Origin of the sequence: Methanocaldococcus sp. (assembly GCF_024490875.1) — an archaeon.
Lineage (GTDB): Archaea > AGJL01 > Methanococci > Methanococcales > Methanocaldococcaceae > Methanocaldococcus.
On the sequence record NZ_JACCLX010000019.1, the window covers coordinates 1 to 21,793 of the forward strand.

Consider the following 21,793-nt stretch of genomic DNA (forward strand, 5'->3'; position numbering starts at 1 on the left):
AGATGTGTATAAGAGACAGATTTTTAATATAATTTTTATAAATTTTCATATAGATATATTATTTACTCTTGGGATTTGATAATATTTTATAATAAAAATTTTCTATTTTTTATTATGATAATATTATGATTTTAAGATTTCTCATATTGTTGTAATATTTTTTTAGTATTTTTCTTATTTTATATTATCCAAAAGGAAATTTTCCCGAGGATCAGTATTACTCTTAAAAAAGATGTAAATATATAAATCTTTGTGCTATTAAAAAAATAAAAAATTTAAATATTTCCATCCCTTTTGGGGCGTGATTTTAAACTTTTTGATAAAGTAAAAATAAAAATTGAAATTTTAAATTTTCTCAGCAAATGCAAACTTACTTTTTACTGATGTAACTTTTATAGTTACAGTGTCTCCTTTTTGAGTCTTAGGAACAAATACAACAAATCCGTCAACTCTTGCTATACCATCTCCACCTTTACCCATATCTTCAATAGTAACAGTGTAAGTTTCTCCTTTTTTGACAGGAATATTCTTTCTAATTTCATTAGTTCTATTATTTTTAAAATTTTTTCTACCTTTATTATTAAACATTTAATTCACCAAACTTTAACAAAGTATCTATTTCAAACTTTCATCGCGTTTTGCTCAAACATTTCTTTGTAAAAAGGGGTATAAATACTTATGGATGTGCAAATATTTCTATATTTTTTCACAACTAAGATAAATCTTTACTTTAAAGCAACTTCAATATATTTTATAAATTCTCTTTTATTATTAGGAATATATGCCCCACAAGCAAATTTATGTCCTCCTCCACTACCGTCAACTTTTTCAGAAGCGTATTTTATTGCTTTAGCTAAATTTACATTATCTGCAAAACATAAAAGTCTTGAACATCTTGCAGAGACCTTATAGCCGTTATCATCCTCTGTTATAGCAAATATTGGCTTCATCCAATCTACTTCTTCAATAGAATAACTCATTCCAGCAACTATTCCGACAATATTTGGCATAATCTTATCAGTTTCAAAGTATTGAAATTTATCTTTTTTAACTATTTCAACTTCATTTTTTACATGTTCTAATGCCTCTCTTAAATTGTTCCTATGTTTTCTCAAATTTGAAAGCATTTTACTATAATATTTTCCTCTATCTCCCATTAAGACATTTAAGGCAGTTTCATAATCACCATATCTTGAACAGGCATTTATGCATGTTGAGAATTCTTCCAAATCTCTCAAAGGAGAGCCAAATTCTTCAGATTTAAATTCATAAACCTCTCCAAATATAACTTTTGGGACATATGGAGCCCAGTGATTTGGAACATAGTTTAAACATTTAATTAAAAGTTCATTTCCAATAATTTTTTTGTATTTGAAAGGTATTTCAGCTAATCTTGTTGTTGGATCTATATCTATGTCATATTTTTTATTTATATAGTGAATGTATTTGATAACTCTTGAGTCATTATTTAATAAATCAGTCCTAATATCGCTCCAATATCTCATAGAAACAAATAGAGGACGAGTTTGCCTACCATAAAATTGTAAATCCATATATTTTTTAATATCTCCAGCAAATATAGCATCTGCCAATATAATTTTATTTAACCCAGTTAATTTACCTTCAATGTTTTGTATATCTCCAACAGCCCCTAAAACTGCATATTTAGCCAAATCAATCCAGTTGTTGTTAATAGTTTTTGCAAATAAATATGAAACTCCCGCCCCGCAAATTTCTCCCCCACACTTTCCTATAGTTATTGGATTTATATGAATAATATTTTTAGGAATCTTAACTTCTTCAGGTTGGTGATGGTCTAATATTATAATATTTTTTTTGTAGTTTATCTCTTCAATTTTCTCAGTAATCATTTTTAACTGCCCACTTCCCACATCAGCAAAAATTATTAACTCATAATCTTTAAATGGAATACTTTCTATAGTTTCTAATGTTATTTGCTTTAAAAACATAAAATCAGCATCTAACTGCAATCTTTCAGATAGTTTTTGTAAAATAACCCTTGATGTAAGTCCATCTGTATCTATGTGAGTAATTATCAATATTTTGTTGTTTTTGTTTTGTTCTAATACTTTAGTTCCTTTCTTTAATTCAACCCAATCTTTCATAGTATCACTGAAAAAGTAATTTCTGTAAATTTTAAAATCTCAAATAAATAAAAAAGAGTTAATAATCTAAAATTTTTTAAACATCTCTTCAATAATTCTTGCAAACGCAGGTCTTGTTATAAATATTCCAATTAAAACTCCTGCAATTGTTGTTATAGCAAAACCTTTTAACATACCTACTCCAAGCACGAATAAAGGAAGCATTGCTGCTATTGATGTTGCCGCCGAGGCAAATATTATAAAGAACGCCCTCTTGATACTTGCTTTTATTTTTCTACCTTTTAATGCTTCATCTGTTATAACTATTTGGTTATCTACCCCTGTTCCAACAGCCGCAATAATACCAGCAATTGATGGAATATCTAATTTCCAATTAATTAGAGATGCGAATCCTAATATTATAATTATCTCTGAGATACATGTTATTAAAATTGGAATGGCAATTTTTATCTGTCTATATCTTATACCAACTATTATTCCAACTGCAACAAATGCTAATAATAATGCTATAAAGGTCCCTTTTAAAAATTCTTTACCAAATTCTGGAGAAACTACATAAGTATATTCAACATTTAATTTTACAGGTAAGGCACCAGATTTTAATGCTGTATAGAGAACTGTTGCCTCATCCTCTTCTTTCTTAGTAGGAGGATATTGCCCAAGAGTAATAACCTGCTGAGGATGTGGTCTTCCATCAGCCAATTCTGGGGATAATACTGGAGCAGAGATTAACTTTCCATCAAAGTATATATATACTTTATGATATGCCTTTCCTTTAGCAATTTCAGCAAATCTTTTAGCTGCATCCAAAGATAATTCAAACTGCACACCATAAGCCCATCCAGATTTTGTAGGAATTTTAGTAGGAGGATATACATTTTTAATATCTTTTCCGGTATATACTGTTACATTATCAATTTTTGCTATTAAAACTCCTTGATGTTTAAGTATTTTAATTATCCTATCAGTATCTGAACTTTTAGGTATTATAACAACTATTTCATCATTACCTCTTGGATACACTACAACATTACTCAAACCATTAGCATCTAATCTTTGTTTAATAATATTTACAGTTAATTGTATTTCTTGATTGTTCATAGGTCTATCTGACTTTAAAACGATAACTGTTCCTCCACTTAAATCAATTCCAAATTGAAGACCTTTAAATGCTATTAGAAATATTGAAATTGTAACTGTTATTATTAATAGCAATATTCTTTTATCTTTTAGCAGTTTTTTAATATCCATTATTTCCACCTATACATTCTAATTAATCTTTATGGTATATACATAAGAGGTGATAATTATGGATAATTTTATAGACATTTCAATTATTGGATACATTGCTGGAACTTTAACGACCTTTGCCTCATTACCTCAACTAATAAAATCTTTGAAAGAAAAAGATATGAGTAACATCTCATTGACATTTGTGATAACATTTACTACTGGATTATTTCTTTGGTTAGTGTATGGAATATTACGAAATGATTATCCAATAATAGTATTTAACATTTTATCTTTAATGTTTTGGATTCCTATAACTTATTTAAAAATAAAGGATACTCTGAAGAAAAGAAAACTTAGTTAGCAGGTATAGCAATAGGACGAAGTCCTATGCTTGAGATACCTATAACTTATTTAAAAATAAAAGATGAACTTAAAAAAAGAAAAAAATTATGAGATGATAAGTTATGAAATGGGATGAAATTGGAAAAAATATTGCTAAGGAAATTGAGAGTTCAATATTAAAGTATTTTGGGAAAAAAGAGAAATCTTATGTTGTTGGAAAATCTCCGAGTGGTGATGATACGGAAATTTTTGATAAAATAAGTGAAGATATTGCCTTAAAGTTTTTGAAACCTTTGAATGTAAATATTGTTAGTGAAGAAATTGGAATTATAGACAATGGTAGTGAATGGACTGTTGTTATAGATCCAGTTGATGGTTCATTCAATTTTATAAATGGAATTCCATTCTTTGCCTTTTGTTTTGGAGTTTATAAGAATAATAAACCTTACTATGGATTAACATATGAATTTATAACTAAAAGCTTTTATGAGGCATATTATAAAAAAGGAAGTTATTTAAATGGAGAAAAAATTAAAGTTAAAGAATTCAACCCTAACGACATAACTATAAGTTACTATCCTAACAATAAAATAGATATTAATAAATTAAGAGATAAAGTTAAAAGAGTTAGAATATTTGGAGCATTTGGTTTAGAGATGTGTTATGTGGCAAAAGGTTCCTTAGATGCTGTTTTAGATATAAGACCAAAAGTTAGATCTGTTGATATTGCCTCCTCATATATAATATGTAAGGAGGCAGGAGCATTAATAACTGACGAAAATGGAAAAGAACTTAAATTTAAATTAAATGCAACAGATAGATTAAATATTATTGTAGCAAATAGTAAGGAAATGTTAAATATGATATTGGAAACATTACAAAAATAAAATAATTAAAATAATTAATGCTAAAACTGATTATTTAATTAATAAAAAATAAAATTAAAAGATTAAATTAAAACTTTAGATATATTCAACTTTTATAGTGTTTGTTTTCTTCTTACCTATTGGATGTCCTAAGGTAACTATATAGATACCACTCTTAATTTCTCTTTTTGCAATATCCTTACATGCATTTATTATACTCTCTATATCGTTGAATTCTTCCATTAAACAACTATTTACTCCCCAAACTAATCTTAGTTTTCTTATAGTTTTTAAGTTTGGTGTTGGAGCTATTATTTTACTATTTATCCTCAATTTTGATATAATCTTTGCAGATCTTCCAGAATATGTGGGAGTTATGATTAATTTACAGTTTAATTTTTTATAGAGTTCATAAACAGCGTATGCTAATCCTTCATCAACACTTTTAACTTCTAAGCAAACTCTATCTCCAAACTCTTCATAGTGTTTATTAGCAACTTCAGCCACTTTATTTAAAACTCTTATTGCTTCTATTGGATACTTTCCAATGGTAGTTTCATTAGACAGCATTAAGCAGTCAGTTCCATCATATATGGCATTAGCAATGTCTGTAACCTCAGCTCTCGTAGGATATGGATTGTAAATCATAGAATCCAATATCTGCGTGGCAGTTATTGACAAAATTCCGTATTTATTGGCAATTCTCAAAATGTTTTTTTGTTCTATTGGAATTCTTTCTATTGGAACCTCAACTCCTAAATCTCCTCTTGCCACCATCAATCCATCACTAACTTTTCCTATCTCTTTAACATTTTTTAAACCTTCCTTAGTTTCTATTTTTGATATTACTTCACAATCTCCTTTATATTCCTCTATAATTTCCTTTAACTCCTTAACATCATCCTTATTTCTAACAAATGATAAGGCGATATATTCAAAATCTTTTTCTACAGCAAATTTTATATTCCCCCTATCCTGCTTATCAATTATTGGCAATTCTATTTTTGTATCTGGAAGATTTACCCCCATACCCTCCTTAATCTCTCCACCAACAATTACAACTGCAATTATCTTATCATTTTCATTTTTTTCTACTTTCAATTTAATTTTTCCATCGTTGATTAAAATAAAATGTCCTTCTTCAATTGTGTCTATATTGTAATTAAGTTCTATATCTCCATTTTTGCCAATAACTACTTTATCCCCTTCTTTTAATATCTTATTTTTTAATCTAACTTTTTTTACTCTAATCTTTATTCCCTTCAAATCCATAACTTTTGCAATGTTATTTTTTTCCAATATATTCAAAAACTTTTCACAGTAGTCTTTTGTAGAGTGAGACATATTAAATCTAACTCCATCTATTAAATTTATTGCCTCATTTAATCTACTTTCTAAAGAAGGACCCATAGTTACTAAAATTTTAGTTTTCCTACAATTTTGCAAGGTTATTCACCACATAAGTTTATTTATAGAAATGAATAGGAAATTCAAAGTATTTAAGTATAAATATTATAATAATAAACAATAAGGATATATACTTTCGTAATTGCTAAATTTATATATTTGGATAATTTTAAAACTAAATAAATGTTATTAAGGAGGGGATATTTATAATAAAAAAACTAATTGAAGCTCTAAAAGAGACACAAGATGATGATTTTAAAATATTAAAAATTATTGAATTATCAATGAGACATCATGAGTGGGTGCCTTTGGATGAAATAGTTAGAAAGGCAAAAATGCCTGAAAAAGATGTATTGTATAGATTAAAGAGATTAAATAAGTTTGGTTTTGTTGTTAGAAGTACTTATGGTTATGCAGTTTCAATGGGAGGTTATGATGCCTTAGCAATAAATGCATTTGTTAAAAAGGGAATTTTAAAAGCAATAGGCAACAAGTTAGGTGTAGGTAAAGAAGGAGATGTTTATAATGTATTATTAGAGGATGGAAGAGAGGCGGTTTTAAAATTTCATAAGCATGGAAGAACTTGCTTTACGAGAGGTAAAAGATATAGAGGATACTTGGCAGATAAACATCATATAAGTTGGCTTTATGTTTCAAGATTAACAGCTCAACAAGAATTTGAGATTTTAAATGAACTTTTTCCTACTGTAAAAGTTCCTGAGCCAATAGAATGGAATAGGCATGCAATTATTATGGGAAAAGTTGTTGGAGAAGAGTTAAAAAGATTAGATTTATCTAAATTTATGAGCAAAGATGAAGTTAGAGATTTATTCTGGAAGATCATTGAAGAAATTAAGAAAGCATATGAAATTGGCTATATACATGGTGATTTAAGTGAATTCAACATCTTATTAGATGAGAATAAAGATTTTGTTATTATAGATTGGCCTCAAGCGATTCCTAAATATCATCCAGATGCTGAGTATTATTTAAAAAGAGATATTTGGAATATCATAAGATACTTTAAAAAGTACAAGATTGATAAAGAAGATAAAAAAATTAATGTCAATTATATATATAAATACATAACTGGAAAAGAACCTATTCAAGAGTTTGATCTAGCAACTGAATAAATAAAGATTATAAGAGGATTATAATGAGTTTTGATAAACTTTGTGATGAAATAATATGTGAGTATAATGGAGAAATAAAAGAATTTGCTTGTATTTTGAAATTAGTATATTTAAATAAATTAGAAAATCTAGATAAATTTAATTTTAAAAAATTTAATATTGATAAAAAAGAAGATTTACTTCTGTATGGAAAAAACTATCCTCTATTTAGAAGTCTATTATATTTTAATGAAATTCCTTTATTTAGGGAAGAAAAAGAGAGTATTCTATTTTTGAAAAATATTAATATTTCTCCAAAAACTACATTGAACAGTTTAAATTATAATAAAAAATTAAAATTAGGGAATGAATTATTAAAAAGATCTATTTCAATAGTTCCTAATGAATATATAAATTACATTCCTAACATACTCTTTGGAGCAGAATATTACTTTAATGGAGTTAGTTTAAAAGAATATGTCTCTAATTTAAATGGATTGTACAAAATTGGCAAAAAAAGAAAAGTTAAGGAGTTGATAATTAATAAAGAATTGCCAAATGAAGAGAATGTAAAAAAATACAAAAAGATATTAGCAAAAAAGATAAATTTATTTAATAAAAAATTTGAAAAATATGAAGTAAATTACTTTAACTTAAAATTTAAAAATAAAAATTACAGGTGTCAATATATCTATATCAAGCAATCTATATGGGATAAGATTCTTGGATTGTTTGGAGAAGGTATTGAATTAAAGTATTATCCAACATTGGTAAATATTGTTTATAATAATGAGAAGGTTGATTTTTTAAAGCCATTTTTTATATTTGTCAATAAAGGAGATATAGCCGTTTATGCAAAGGTTCCTAAGTTAGTTTATTTAAAAGATAATTTATCTTTAAATCATTTAAACTTAAAAGGAAAATATGTATATTTTGGAAATTGGGACAAAGATAAATTTTATGAAATTATTGGAAATATTTAGGTTATGAGGAGAGATAATGAGAAATATTTTTATTTTAATTATATTATGCATAGGAATAATTAATAGCGTTAATGCATATTATTTAGAATATCTTGAAGTAAAAGAAGATTCTCACAATATATCCAAAAGTTTTAATATTAATAAAATTGAAAATTATACATATTATCTTAAATTTAATCACTATGGAAATATAAACAGTAGCATGGAAGTAGATATTTATTTAAATGGAAATTTAATTTATAGAATAGATGATTCTAATGATGGATCTGGAAATTATAAGAAAAATGTTTCAATAAAGATAACTAATTATTTAAAAGATGGAAAAAATGTTTTAAGAGTTGAAGGAATAAATTTTAGAGGTAATGAAACGTATCATCCTTATTATGTTTTAAGTAACTTATATATTAATGAACCTACAAAAACTCCAATAAATTTCAAACTTGTTATTTTAACTTTAATTTTAATGACAACTATTATTTATTTTTATATTTCTAGAAAAAATAATTGGATTGGGAGAATGTCTTTAATTAAGGGTAGGAAGGAAAATGAAAGTTTAAAGATAAGATTAATAAAAAATGCTGGTTGGTTATTTAGTTCTGAAATTATATCAAAAATCTTAGCCTATGGAGTAATTGTTATTTTAAGTAGAACTTTAGGACCTATTGGTTTAGGACAATATTCTTTTATATTTTACTATGTTGGCTTATTGGAAATATTTTCAGATTTGGGTGTTAGTTATTATTTTATGAGAGAAATTGCGAGGGATAAAAATAAGTTGAAATTACTTCCAGATATTTTAGGATTTAAAATAGTTCTTGCATTAATTAATTTTTTAATAATTGTTATTATTACAATGTTTTTACCAAAACCTTTGTGGCTTAAAGAACTTATAATTTTGGCTGGAGCTGAAGCTATTTTAATGTGGTTATCAAGTATCTTTATTAGCATTATGTATGCTAATGGAGTTACTAAATATGAGGCAGTGGCAAAAACTATAGAGAGATTGTGGGCATTTTTTGTTGGTGGATTAGTTTTATATATTTCAAAGTCGTTATCTTTATTTATTTTAGTTATTTTAATTGGATATAGCATAAGAGAATACTTAAGAATAAAGTGGGGCTGTAAATTTATTGATAAAATTAAAATTAGATTTAAATCTAATATATGGATTACCTTATTAAAAAAATCCTATCCTTTTTGGCTTATAGGTTTATTTACTAAGATATATTATAGAACTGATATGGTTATGCTCAATTTAATGTGTGGAGATTATGAAACTGGAATATATAGAGCGGCATATACTTTGATAGAAGTTTCTTTATTTATTCCTAATATTATAGTAGCTACAATAATGCCTTCAATGGCTAAATTATGGAAGGAAGATAAGAATACATTAAATATATTATTTAAAAAATGTTTTCAGATACTTTTAGGATTAGGCATTTTTGGATTTATTGGTTATTATGTATTTGCTTACTTTGGAATATACTTAGTATTTGGTAATAAATTTATTTCAAGTGTTAATATTTTAAAAATTTTAGGATTTGCATTACCTTTTATGTTTTTAAATTCCTTATTTGGAAGTTTTATGAATGCTACTGGAAGAGAACTTACTTTTACTAAAATTACTGGATTTACTGCATTATTAAATGTTATTCTTAACTATATATTAATTTTAAAATATGGTGCCATTGGAGCGGCAATAGCGACTATTATAAGTCAAGGAATAGCAAGTTTTTTGAGTTTGATATACATTATGAAAAAGGAAAATTAAATTATTAATAAATGAGTGAAATTATGGACATTTTAATAGTTACTGAATATTTTCCTTCATCAGAAGAATGTAATGTAAAAGGAGGTGTAGAATTTAGAGCATTCTACATAGCAAAAAATTTGGCAAAAAAACATAATGTATATGTTCTAACATCTTGGGAAAAAGGATTACCACAAAAAGAAGAAATTTGTGGAATTAATGTAATAAGATGCGGAAAACAAAGAAAATATAGCCATTGTGGAAGTTTTATTGAAAGGTTAAGTTTTATAAGAGAAGGAATAAAAATAGGAAAAAAATTAGATATTGATATAGTTGATGGATACAATTTTATTAGTTATCCCATAGCATATAAGATATCAGAAAAATTAGGTATTCCAAGAATAGCAACTTATCATGATGTCTGGATTGGTGGAGAATGGATAAAAAATATAGGCTTTTTTGGAATATTTGGTGAAATTTTAGAAAGATATATTTTGTCAAAAAAATGGGACAAATTTATTGCAGTAAGTAAATACACAAAGGAAAAATTAATACGTGCAGGAATTGATAAGAACATTATAGAAATAGTTTATAATGGTATTAATTTAGAAGATTATCAAAAAATAAAGGTTCCTAAGGAAAAAAATACTTTATGTTATGTTGGAAGATTAGTTAAATATAAAAAAGTTGATGATTTAATTAAAGCGGTATCATTAATAGTTAATGATATTCCAGATGTAAAATTAAAAATTATTGGTACTGGTCCAGAAAAAGAAAACTTAGAAAAAATTGTTAAAAGTTTGAATTTAAAAAATAATGTAGAATTTTTAGGATTTATTGAAAAACATAAAGAGGTTATAAAACATATTAAATCTTCAACGATTTTTTCACTTCCAAGTATTGTAGAAGGTTTTGGAATAGTAACCATAGAAAGTGTTGCGTCTGGAACACCTTATGTAAATTCTGCTATTCCTCCAACTATTGAAATAACTGAAAATGGAAAAGGTGGTTTGTTATTTGAACCTGAAAATGTTAGTGATTTGTCTATAAAGATTAAAATGCTCTTAGAAGATAAAAATTTGTATTTTAAAAAACAAAAAGAATGTTTAGAATTGTCTAAAAAATATAATTGGAAAATATTAGCCAATAATGTAGAGAATATTTATTTGGATATTTTGAGGAAATAAATGGATATCTTTCATATTTATTATGGTGAAAAAATGAAAATTTGTTATATCATAGATTTTTTTGTTCCACATTATCAAGGAGGTGGAGAAAGAAGACTCTATGAGATAGCAAAGAGATTAGTAAAAAGAGGTTATAAGGTAGATGTCCTATGCATGAAAATTGAAAATGTTCCCAATTATGAAAATATTGATGGAATAAATGTTTATCACATAGGTCCTACTATAAAAAATCCACCATATAGATCTCCACTGGATTTTTTAAAATTTATTATATCCGTGTTTAAATGGTTAATAACCAATAAGTATGATATTGTTGATGCTCAAACATTTATTCCACTAATTCCAGCATCTTTGTGTTATATTTTAAAAATTCAAAAAAATGTTATAGGAACTATTCATGATGTAAGCCATAAGAAAGACAAAAGTCAATGGTTATATTATGGAAATATCGCATATTTCATTGAAAGATTTTTATATAAATTACCATTTAAAAAAATTATCACAGTTAGTAATGTTATAAAAGAGATTTTAAATAAACAATATGGTATTCCAAGTAATAAAATATATGTTGTTCATAATGGTGTTGATTTAGATCTAATAGATTCTGTAAAATGTACAAATATTGATGTAAATTCAATAATTTTTGTTGGACGGTTAGTTCCACACAAACATGTTGATGATTTAATTAAAGCGGTATCATTAATAGTTAATGATATTCCAGATGTAAAATTAAAAATTATTGGTGAAGGTATAATGATGAATAGTTTAAAAAAATTAGTAAAAGAATTAAACTTAGAAAATAATGTTAAATTTTTTGGAAAATTGAAAGAATATAAGGATGTAATTAAGGAAATAAAGAAATCAGAACTTTTAGTTCTCCCATCAACAAGAGAAGGTTTTGGTATGGTTTTAGTAGAAGCTAATGCATGCTACAAGCCAGTAATTGCATATAAATCTGGAGGAGTTGTTGAGGTTGTTGATAATAATTATAATGGTTTTTTGGTAGAAGAGCGAAATATTCAAGAATTAAGTGAAAAAATAAAATATCTTTTAAAAAACAAAGACATTGCAAAAAAAATGGGAAAATATGGAAGAAAAAAAGTTGAAAAAATGTTTGTGTGGGATAAAGTAATTGAAAAAATTGAAAAAGTTTATAAAACTTGTTAAAATTATTATTAGGAAATGAGGTGTGGATATGGTAGAAACTTACATAGTAACACCTAACTATAATGGAATAAAATTTTTAAAAAATTATTTTGATTCACTATTTAATCAAACATATCAAAATTTTAAAATTATTTTTGTGGATAATTCTCCAAATAATGATTCGATAGAATATATAAAAAAGAATTATACAGATAAAATAAGAGAAAAAAAAATTATCATAATTAAAAATCCAAAAAATTATGGATTTGCAAAAGCAACAAATATAGGAATTCAAAAAGCTTTTGAAGATAAAGAATGCAAATATATTGTTTGTTTAAATAATGATACAAAAGCAGAACCTAATTTTTTAGAAGAACTTATTAAATGTGCAGAAAGACATTCTAATGCAGGAAGTATTCAAGCAAAGATGATTTGGGGATTATATCCAGAACTTATAGATTCTGTAGGTATAGAATATTCAAAAAATGGTCTTGGGTTTAATAGAGGAGCTTATGAACCTATAAATAAATATAATATTGAAGAAGAAATTTTTGGATGTTGTGCTGGAGCATGTTTATACAGAAGAGAAGCATTGGAGGATGTTAAAATAGATGAAGAATATTTTGATGAAGACTTTTTTGCATATTATGAAGATATAGATCTAGCTCTTAGATTACAATGGGCTGGATGGAAAGCGTGGTATTGTCCAAAGGCAATTGTTTATCATTATAGAGGAGGTACTGGTGGTGTTATAAGTGACTTTACAGTATATTACAGTGGACGAAACTATACATTAACAGTATTTAAAAATTTACCTAATAATTACATAATTAAACATTTATATTTAATTATTTTAGCAGAATTATTACAAATAGGAATCAATTTAATAAGAGGTAAGACAGTAATTATTAAAGCAAAAATTGATGCATACAAAAATCTTAAAAAATTCTTAAAGAAAAAAAAGAAAATCAAAAAAAAAATAGATTTTAAAGAGTTAGAAAAATTATTTGTTATGAAATGGAGATGTAAAATTCCAAAGAATGTAAAATTATAAATATATTAATAAATACTAATAAAATTATACTATTTAAAGTTTTCCTTTTAGTTTTAAATTTTTAATAGCATTTTTGATTATTTTATCTTCGTTTTTTTCAAATTTCTTTTTTATCTCAAAAAATTCTTTTTCAAAGTCATCAGGAGGTGTTTTTTCATCTTCTTCAACTATAAGCCAAGGTACTTTAACTAAAGCAGGAATTCTAACATTGGGGGGATGTCCATATACTTTTATTGGTAATAAAGGATGAAGTCTTTCTCCAAATGCTTCTCCATGATCTGCTGTTACTATAGTTCTTCCAGGCAAAATATTTATTAATTTCTTAATGTAAGGGATATCTAGTTTTAAATTTTCTCTATAACCTTCTTTAAGTTTATCTACTTTTAAAGTTTTTAAACCTATATAAGGCCAGGTTTCAACATAATAATTATTGTCAAGTTTGTACCGAAGTTTAAAGATCTTTTCCTTTAAAAAAGCGGAAGTAAATTCTTTTGCATACGTTTCTCCAGTACCGTTTGGATATGGGCTGTGAGGCTGAGTAAAATGGATGATAAGTTTTTTATTAGAATATTTTTTCATATAATATACAGCATATTCATATAAAATTTTTGGTGGAACTCCTGTATATCTTTTATCTAAACATTCTTTCCAAACAGATACTATCTTGTAAAATTTGCCTTTGAGTAATTTTTCTACATAAGGATTTGTAGACAAATATATAATGTCATTATATTTTTCTTTACTGTTGAAGTTTTCCATAAGAAATGATGGTGTATCAGTACCTCTTGAAATTCTATACTCTAATTTTCCTTTTGTCTTTCTATTTTTAAACTCTTCTTTAAAGATATCATATCTACATGCATCTAAAATTATGAGATTATCCCACTGTTCATTAAAAATGTAAATTCCATCATTGTTTCTGAATAAAATAGGCACTAATAATTTAAGATTTAATACATATTCCCACCACATAGGATCTCTCCAATTTCTAATAATTGTGGATATATATTTATTAATATTCATTTTTTTCACCCAAAATAAAATTAATTACTAATAAAAAAATAATTAAATTTTACCTTTAAGTTTTAATTTTTTAATAGCTTTTTTAAGTTTTTTGTCATATAGTTCTTTATTATAATAATTTGGATCGACATATTTTGGTTTTCTTTTAGCAAATGCGCTATCTTCTTCAAATATTTCCATTAACACTTTACCATCCACATCATTTGGTATTGGTAATCCGAAAATATGAAGGATTGTTGGAGTAATATCATATATTTTGGCGTTTTCTATTTTGTTATCTTTTCTGATTCCAGGGCCATAAGCGAGAAAGATACCATTTAACCTATGATTCCCTCTACTTTCATTTAATTCGTCAATGATCTCACCTCCCTCAATATTAGGATTTACAAGTTGAATACCATCATCTGTTGGAACTATTATTAAATCAGGAAAATTATCTTTTAAAGTAGCGGTGGGAAATACCTCTTCTTTTTTAAAGATTTGTATATTTAATTTTTTTTCATAACCTATATTTTTGATTTTTTTTATTATTTCGTTTCTTAAATTGTCATATTCAGAAACATCAACAGTACCTTGTGGATCTCTACCTTTTACATTTAAGTAAATATCTCCACAAACTGAATAAGCGAATGCTTTTGTATTTTTCCAATCAATATCCATTTTTTCATAGTTTATTGGAGATATATTCTTTATTAAATTTTTAGTAATATTTTGTGGTAATATTTTTAAAAAAGATTTTATTATTGGGATTAATCCCAATTTTTTAAGTAAATTATAAATATATACTATTATTGTATTTTTTTTAGACTTAGAGATATTTTTTAGATGTAAATACCCCTCTCTTATAAAAAACTCGTTTATTCTAAGAATATATTTTATTTGTCCAAAGCCATGATCTGAAACTAAGAATATAATAGTATTATCATCAATTAGTTTAAGTAATTCTTTTATTTTTTCATCAATTTTTTTATAGTGATTAAGTAGTATTTCTTCGTCCCAACATCTATGCATAATTCTATCTGGAGATACAAAAACTAAAAATCCAAAATCCCATTCATATTTTTGCAATAAATATTTAAAAACTGAAAAATGATTTTCTAGTAGATCTTCACAATTTTTTATATATTCTTTGTCATTTATTGATTTGTCTATTAAGATTCCAGATTTTAAATCAACATCAAAAATATCTAGTTTATATCCACCACAATGATTATTAATCTCATCAATAAGATCTTTTGGATACATAATATTATTTTTATCTAAACATAGCCATCCACATATTAAGCATCCATTAATTTCTTTTACTGAATAAATATTTGGTAAATTTGCTACGACAACTTTATAACCTTTATCTGACAAAAAATCCCAAATTCTCTTTTGTTCTTTATATTTAAAAAGATATGGGATAAATTTATAATTTTCTCTAATTGTAAATGTTGCAAAACCTAACTTATCAGGACTTTTTCCAGTAGTCATCGATTCCCATGCTGGAATGGTCCATGGAGGTATTGTAGATTCAAGAATACCCCAGGTACCATTATCTATTAATTTTTTAAATGTAGGTAAATATCCTTTATCTGTCCAAACTTTAATTAGATCCCATGTAGCACCATCTATACCTATAACCAATAGTTTTTTTTTCATCTATATCCCTTTAAACAAATTATGGCTTTTTAAGTATATACATATAAGTATATGCAAATAATGTACTGAATAATTCTTTAAATAATTTGGAAATTATATAACCCAGTCTATTATCGATTATGTTTAATGGAAATGGTAATACTATGTAAGGTTCAATTTTTTCTATTTTATAACCCGCATCTTTAAACATTTCTATTGCAGTTTTTTTAGTAAAAAATCTTACATGTCCATAATCTAATATCCCAAAATTTTTATATTCCCATTTTCCCATTAATAATGTCAATCTAATACTATAATGAGCTACATTAGGTAATACAACTATCATAATTCCATCAGAATTTAGATATCTTCTTAATTTTTTTAAGACATCTTTTGGATTAAAGAGATGTTCTAATACATCAGAACATATTATAACATCAAAATAATCATTAGGATATGGTAATTCTATATTTTCAATATTTCCAATTATAACATTATCTAATACCTTTTCTGCTTCTTTTCCAGCAAATTCTGAAATTTCCACTCCACAAACATAATGGTTTCCATATTTTTTAATAGCTGCACCTAAGTATCCTGTGGCACATCCTATATCTAAAATTTTTAGATGTTTTTTATTTTTGCTAAGATCCTTAATTATATTTAGTATTTTTTGGTGATAGTGACTAGGATCAGGATTTAAAAAAACTGCATTTTTACTATATGAACCATTTTTGAATTTATTATCATAATATTCTTTTAATTTATTGCTTATATTTTTAACCAATGTTAATCCCCCGATTTATTATTTTAATATTTTCTCTATTTCTTTTAATGCCTCTTTAATAGTTTTTAATTTAATATTTAACAATTTTTCAGCTTTTTTACTATTTAAAGATGTATCTTTTGGCCTTTTTGCTTTCCAATTCATTTCAAAACTTTTAATTGGTTTAATTAAACTCTTATCAAATCCAAAAACTTCAGCAACCTTTAAAGCAAAATCATATCTACTTACTTTTTCACCACCAAAATGTAATAAGCCATTAATATTTTGTTCATAAATCTTAACAATTCCTTCAACTAACTCATTCACATAAGTTGGAGTATTCCATTGGTCAATGATAACACTTATAGGTTCATTATTTTTCAATCTCTCTAAAACCCACATAAAGAAATTAACTTTAACTGGACTTATACAGTATGGCACGGAGATTCTAACAATTGATATTAATTCATAATCTAACTCATTTAATAACCTCTCTCCCTCTGCTTTTGTATAGCCATAATAATTTATTGGATTTATAGGATCTTTTTCAGTATAATTACCTTTATTTCCATCAAATACATAATCGGTAGATATATGACACAAAAAACTTCCAATTTCTTTGCAAATTTCTCCAATATATTTTGCCCCCAACGCATTTATTTTATATGCTAAATCTCTTTCAGTTTCACACAAATCAACATTTGTCATTGCAGCAGTATTTATAACATAATCAGGATTTATTTTTTTAATAATTTCCTTAATTTTATATTCATTGGTTATATCTACAAAATATTTTTTTACATCGTTAAAAAATCCTTTATCACTTCTTGTTATAATATAAACATCATAATCATCCAATTCCAAATATTTTTTAACCAACTCGTAGCCAATCATACCTAAGCCAATAACTGCAACTTTTTCCATTGGAGATCACCATTTCAACTTCCAAGGAGTTGGATGTAAAACTTTCTCATTAATCAATGGTTTCCACCACCATTCATTATTCAAATACCATTTAATTGTCTCTTTTAAACCCTCTTTAAAGTTATATTTTGGTTTCCAGCCAAGTTCTTTAATTTTTGAAGTTTCTAAACTATATCTAATATCATGTCCTGGTCTATCTTCAACAAACTCTATTAAATCTTCAGATTTGCCCATAATATTTAAAATCATCTTAACAACTTCTATATTTTTCTTCTCTTGATTTGAAGCAATATTGTAAATTTCTCTTTTTTCTCCCTTCTCTAAAACCAACTCTATTCCTTTACAATGATCTAAAACATATAGCCAATCTCTAACATTTTCCCCTTTTCCATATATTGGTATTTTTAAATTCATACTAGCCCTAATTATGGTTTTTGGAATCAACTTTTCTGGGAATTGGTAAGGACCATAATTATTTGAACATCTTGTTATCTTTGCATTTAAATTATATGTCCTTGCCCATCCTAATACAAGCATATCTCCACAGGCTTTAGTTGCAGAATAAGGAGATGAAGGTAGCAATCTATCATTTTCGGTAAATGAACCCTTCTCAATATCTCCATAAACTTCGTCAGTATTGTGAAGGAGTATTGGCACATTTCCTCCAAAGAATTTGTGATTATTATCTATTACAATATCATATACCATTAAGTTTTCGTTAAGTCGTGTAATTTTTTTGATCTTTGCAACTCCTACATCTGATTCAACATACTTATTCTTTCCTTTCATCAATCTTTTTGCAATATCTTTTCCAATTAATTTGTTCTTTTTGAGATTATACTTTGCCACGATATTCTCAGGTAACTGGTGTTTTACTAATTCCATTGGGATACACTTAGAGTGAGGCGTCCTTACTAACTTATTTTCCTCATAATTTTCAGATGAAACGGCTAATTTGTGCATGACTAAGACATATTCCTCTCTTTTTTGGAATTCTCCTTTCATATTTTTACACAATCTCTTAACATACCTTGAGTTTATCCCTTTAAGCCTCGTTAACCATACTAAACTAAATATTAGAGTTTGATTTTTCGAAGTGAATATTCTACTACCATCTTTTCTGATATGGGCATCTCCTTCATAACCTTCAAGCAACTTCTCTATATGATCTCTTGAGAGTTTCCATGCCCATGAAGGAATACGTTTAGTTTCGGAAGTGCCTCCCCACTCTGAGAAAATAGAATACAAAATTTCTCCACCAAATTCCAATTGGTATGTGTCTTCATCATTTTTCTTTTTTCTAATAGATGCTTTTTTATATCCGAAATACTTTTCTAACAATTTTTTTGCTTTTTTGAGTGATTCAATATCTTTTGATGTTATTGTAACATTTCTTACTTTTCTTTTGAGTTCTTTTTCCGTATTAGATGCATGCCCCTCCGCCAAATACAAACCAAAGAGCCACATTAATTCAGGAGTAACTTCTATTTCCTCAACCTCCTGTGGAATATTAAGTAGTCTCCTGTAAAGTATATAAGATGTTTCTTCAAACCCATTCCTTAATTCAGTTAAACCCTTCTCTGTTATCCTGTATCTCCTATTTACGACCTCAATTAATCCCTCTTTCACCATACTTTTAAGTGTCTGAGAAACAGACTTTCCTAAACTCTCAACAAGTTCTTTCCATGTTTTAGGACAATCTTTTAAAACTTCCAGTATTCTTTCTCTAATTTTTAAGCTCTTCTTAATGCGTCCATTAGTTTTGATTTTATTAATATCTATGTAATCCTTTATTCTGAGAATGTGGTTTGATTCGAAATTATTCTTGTTGAAAGTGAGTAAGGTTACCAAATAGTCCCCTTCTTTCAGTTCGGTAACATATTTTTCTTTTATACCATCTTTCGTGAATACAAACACAGAATGAGAGCCTGTAGCTTTAATCTTTCCTCCTCCTTCATATTCTATTTCGTAAATCTCATCGGTAGGGTGTTTAACTATGCCCGAAATTGGCATAAAGGTAGCTTTGAGGTTTTCATCAATCGTAAGCGCTTCATAGAGATGATAGTTATCTTCATTAAGGAAATCTATTCTCTCTAAAAAGATCTCACCAGTCTCTTTATTTCTTAATAATACAGGAGTATCCCCAGTAACACTACTTACATGAACAAGGTTTACCTCTGGATTGTATTTTCTAATAGCCTCTAATATTGTATAAACTCCAATAACATTGCTTTCTATAAATGAATAAGGATTAGATATGCTTCTATCGACATGCGTCTCTGCTGCCATATTTACAACAGCATCTACTTCTTTAATAAGTTTTGAAACTAATTCAAAATCAGTAATATCTCCTTTAATAAATTTATGTCTATCCTCATCTAATCCTCTCAAATTCTCCAAGTTTGAGCCATATCCAAGTTTATCTAAATTTATAACTTCCCAATCTTTGTGTTTATTTAAAATATATCTTATAAAGTTACTACCTATAAAACCAGCTCCACCTGTTACTAATATTCTCATTCTTATCCCTCATTTGCTAATCTTTTTAAATATCTTCCATAGTCAGTTTTTAATAATGGCTTAGCAAGATCCAATAACTGTTCTTTGGTTATCCATCCATTTCTATATGCAATCTCTTCCAAGCAACCTATCATTAATCCTTGCCTTCTCTCTATTGCCGCAACAAAGTTTGTCGCTTCCAATAAACTTTCATGAGTTCCTGCATCAAACCACGCTATACCTCTTGGTAAAAGTTTAACTTTTAGTTCTCCTCTTCTTAAATATTCGTTATTTATATCAGTTATTTCTAATTCCCCTCTCCAAGATGGTTTTACATTTTTAGATATTTCAATAACTTCATTATCATAAAAATATAATCCAATAACTGCATAGTTTGATGGAGGATTTTTAGGTTTTTCTATTATTGATTTTATCCCCCCTTCTTTATCAAATTCAATAACACCATATCTCTCTGGATCATTTACGTACTGTCCAAATATGATACCTCCACCATTTTTTTCTATTTCTTTTTTAGATTCTAGTAATATTCCAGTTAATCCACTACCATATAAGATATTGTCCCCTAATATTAAACAAACATTATCATCTCCTATAAAATCTTCTCCAATAATAAATGCTTCTGCTAAACCCTTTGGCTCTTTTTGCTCTTTATACTGCAAATTTATTCCAAGATGACTACCATCTCCTAAGAGTTTTTTAAATCTTGGTAAATCTTCAGGAGTCGAAATTATTAATATATCTTTAATTTGGGCTAACATCAAAATTGATAATGGATAATATATCATTGGTTTATTATATACAGGAATTAGATGTTTATTTCCTGCATAGGTTATTGGATATAATCTTGTACCTGATCCACCAGCCAATACAATTCCTTTCATAATCTCACCTTATTATTTTTTTCATAGACAAAGTTAATATCTGCTTCTCTTAATGGGGGATGTTTTTTATCTTTCTCAGACAAAATAGGGTTTTTTATTGGCCAATCTATGCCAATATCTTTATCGTTCCATATTATTCCTCTATCATCTTCTGGTGAATACTCCGCAGTGCATTTATAGATAACCTCCGCCTCCTCACTCAAAACACAAAATCCATGTGCAAATCCTTTTGGAATATACAACATTTTTTTATTTTCTTCTGATAAAATAACTCCTACCCACTTTCCAAAAGTTGGAGAACCCTTTCTTATATCAACTGCAACATCAAATATCTCTCCTCTAATACATCTCACTAATTTACCCTGAGCATTTGGATTTTTTTGGTAATGTAATCCTCTTAAAACACCTTTTTTAGATTTAGAATGATTATCTTGGACAAATATCTCTTTAATCCCAAATTTTGAAAATTCACTATATTTGTAAGTTTCCATAAAAAATCCTCTTTCATCTTCAAAGACAATGGGTTCTATTAAAATAACCTCTGGGATCTCCAATCTTCTGAATTTAAAAGGCATACTTTTCACCACTATATTAGTTTGAATTTATTTTAATAAAATATATTTTAGTATTTTAATATTTTTCAGTTTTATACAAACAATAAGGATTTAACTAACCTTCCAAAAATTTCTAAATTCATACAGAGACTGTCAAGATAAGAAAGATTTAAAAATATGGAAGTAAAAAATAGGGGATATGAAGCTGACGATAGAAGTATTAAAGGAACGAATGGCGGAACTTTTTAAGAGAGATAGGAAATCGGTGGAGATTAAAATTTTATCTGGGATTTTAT

General features: G+C 26.7%; 19 protein-coding genes and 1 pseudogene. 9 read left to right on the top strand and 11 right to left on the bottom strand.

What is annotated here, in order from left to right:
• Nucleotides 1-345: 345 nt before the first annotated feature.
• The 3 genes from HZY31_RS03670 to HZY31_RS03680 form a co-directional block, all read right to left on the bottom strand.
• Nucleotides 346-588 carry a TRAM domain-containing protein gene (locus HZY31_RS03670; RefSeq protein WP_297318112.1) on the bottom strand — a complete coding sequence of 81 codons (243 nt, stop codon included), beginning with the start codon at nucleotides 586-588 and terminating at the stop codon, nucleotides 346-348.
• A 137-nt stretch (nucleotides 589-725) separates the two neighbouring features.
• Nucleotides 726-2,126: a single-stranded-DNA-specific exonuclease RecJ gene (gene recJ / locus HZY31_RS03675; protein WP_297318113.1), complete on the bottom strand. Its 1,401-nt coding sequence runs from the start codon at nucleotides 2,124-2,126 to the stop codon at nucleotides 726-728.
• Nucleotides 2,127-2,192: 66 nt separating this feature from the next.
• Nucleotides 2,193-3,377 carry a preprotein translocase subunit SecD gene (locus tag HZY31_RS03680; protein ID WP_297318114.1) on the bottom strand — a complete coding sequence of 395 codons (1,185 nt, stop codon included), beginning with the start codon at nucleotides 3,375-3,377 and terminating at the stop codon, nucleotides 2,193-2,195.
• A 58-nt stretch (nucleotides 3,378-3,435) separates the two neighbouring features.
• Between HZY31_RS03680 and HZY31_RS03685 the strand changes: the two genes are divergently transcribed.
• A complete protein-coding gene (locus HZY31_RS03685) occupies nucleotides 3,436-3,720 on the top strand; it encodes a SemiSWEET transporter (RefSeq protein WP_297318115.1) in 285 nt (94 codons plus the stop codon).
• 103 nt (nucleotides 3,721-3,823) lie between these two features.
• Nucleotides 3,824-4,588 carry a bifunctional fructose-bisphosphatase/inositol-phosphate phosphatase gene (locus HZY31_RS03690; protein WP_297318116.1) on the top strand — a complete coding sequence of 255 codons (765 nt, stop codon included), beginning with the start codon at nucleotides 3,824-3,826 and terminating at the stop codon, nucleotides 4,586-4,588.
• 75 nt (nucleotides 4,589-4,663) lie between these two features.
• Here HZY31_RS03690 and pyk read toward each other — a convergent pair whose 3' ends face one another.
• Complete coding sequence (gene pyk, locus HZY31_RS03695) at nucleotides 4,664-6,013, bottom strand: pyruvate kinase (RefSeq protein WP_297318117.1); 1,350 nt, start codon at nucleotides 6,011-6,013, stop codon at nucleotides 4,664-4,666.
• A gap of 167 nt (nucleotides 6,014-6,180) precedes the next feature.
• Here pyk and HZY31_RS03700 point away from each other — a divergent pair, with 167 nt between their 5' ends.
• The 6 genes from HZY31_RS03700 to HZY31_RS03725 all read left to right on the top strand — a co-directional run bounded on the left by HZY31_RS03700 (nucleotide 6,181) and on the right by HZY31_RS03725 (nucleotide 13,209).
• Entirely contained in the window at nucleotides 6,181-7,107 is a 927-nt protein-coding gene (locus HZY31_RS03700) for a serine/threonine-protein kinase RIO2 (RefSeq protein WP_297318130.1), read from the top strand.
• Nucleotides 7,108-7,130: 23 nt separating this feature from the next.
• Complete coding sequence (locus HZY31_RS03705) at nucleotides 7,131-8,069, top strand: hypothetical protein (RefSeq protein WP_297318118.1); 939 nt, start codon at nucleotides 7,131-7,133, stop codon at nucleotides 8,067-8,069.
• A 517-nt stretch (nucleotides 8,070-8,586) separates the two neighbouring features.
• Nucleotides 8,587-9,843 (top strand): flippase, encoded by a 1,257-nt coding sequence (locus HZY31_RS03710; protein WP_366863784.1) that lies wholly within the window; start codon nucleotides 8,587-8,589, stop codon nucleotides 9,841-9,843.
• Nucleotides 9,844-9,866: 23 nt separating this feature from the next.
• A complete protein-coding gene (locus HZY31_RS03715) occupies nucleotides 9,867-11,009 on the top strand; it encodes a glycosyltransferase family 4 protein (RefSeq protein ID WP_297318120.1) in 1,143 nt (380 codons plus the stop codon).
• A 33-nt stretch (nucleotides 11,010-11,042) separates the two neighbouring features.
• Nucleotides 11,043-12,176: a glycosyltransferase family 4 protein gene (locus HZY31_RS03720; RefSeq protein ID WP_297318121.1), complete on the top strand. Its 1,134-nt coding sequence runs from the start codon at nucleotides 11,043-11,045 to the stop codon at nucleotides 12,174-12,176.
• A 28-nt stretch (nucleotides 12,177-12,204) separates the two neighbouring features.
• Entirely contained in the window at nucleotides 12,205-13,209 is a 1,005-nt protein-coding gene (locus HZY31_RS03725; RefSeq protein WP_297318122.1) for a glycosyltransferase family 2 protein, read from the top strand.
• A 33-nt stretch (nucleotides 13,210-13,242) separates the two neighbouring features.
• Here HZY31_RS03725 and HZY31_RS03730 read toward each other — a convergent pair whose 3' ends face one another.
• Genes HZY31_RS03730 through rfbC form a run of 7 tightly spaced genes read right to left on the bottom strand, consistent with a single transcriptional unit; the run spans nucleotide 13,243 to nucleotide 21,518 of the window.
• Nucleotides 13,243-14,232, bottom strand: coding sequence for an alkaline phosphatase family protein (locus tag HZY31_RS03730; RefSeq protein ID WP_297318123.1), 990 nt, complete (start codon nucleotides 14,230-14,232; stop codon nucleotides 13,243-13,245).
• Nucleotides 14,233-14,274: 42 nt separating this feature from the next.
• On the bottom strand, nucleotides 14,275-15,876 hold the full coding sequence (locus tag HZY31_RS03735) for an alkaline phosphatase family protein (protein WP_297318124.1): 1,602 nt from the start codon (nucleotides 15,874-15,876) through the stop codon (nucleotides 14,275-14,277).
• A gap of 19 nt (nucleotides 15,877-15,895) precedes the next feature.
• Nucleotides 15,896-16,639, bottom strand: a complete 744-nt coding sequence (locus HZY31_RS03740) for a class I SAM-dependent methyltransferase (RefSeq protein ID WP_297318125.1) — start codon at nucleotides 16,637-16,639, stop codon at nucleotides 15,896-15,898.
• An 18-nt stretch (nucleotides 16,640-16,657) separates the two neighbouring features.
• Nucleotides 16,658-17,542, bottom strand: coding sequence for a dTDP-4-dehydrorhamnose reductase (gene rfbD / locus HZY31_RS03745; protein WP_297318126.1), 885 nt, complete (start codon nucleotides 17,540-17,542; stop codon nucleotides 16,658-16,660).
• A 6-nt stretch (nucleotides 17,543-17,548) separates the two neighbouring features.
• Nucleotides 17,549-20,062: a GDP-mannose 4,6-dehydratase gene (locus HZY31_RS03750; protein ID WP_297318127.1), complete on the bottom strand. Its 2,514-nt coding sequence runs from the start codon at nucleotides 20,060-20,062 to the stop codon at nucleotides 17,549-17,551.
• 2 nt (nucleotides 20,063-20,064) lie between these two features.
• The gene (gene rfbA / locus HZY31_RS03755; protein ID WP_297318128.1) at nucleotides 20,065-20,943 is read right to left on the bottom strand and encodes a glucose-1-phosphate thymidylyltransferase RfbA; all 879 of its coding nucleotides are present in this window, start codon (nucleotides 20,941-20,943) and stop codon (nucleotides 20,065-20,067) included.
• Nucleotides 20,940-21,518 carry a dTDP-4-dehydrorhamnose 3,5-epimerase gene (gene rfbC / locus HZY31_RS03760; RefSeq protein ID WP_297318129.1) on the bottom strand — a complete coding sequence of 193 codons (579 nt, stop codon included), beginning with the start codon at nucleotides 21,516-21,518 and terminating at the stop codon, nucleotides 20,940-20,942. The genes rfbA and rfbC overlap by 4 nt, the downstream gene beginning before the upstream one ends.
• 178 nt (nucleotides 21,519-21,696) lie before the next feature.
• Here rfbC and HZY31_RS03765 point away from each other — a divergent pair.
• A pseudogene (locus HZY31_RS03765) lies at nucleotides 21,697-21,793 on the top strand (IS6 family transposase); the annotation flags it as partial.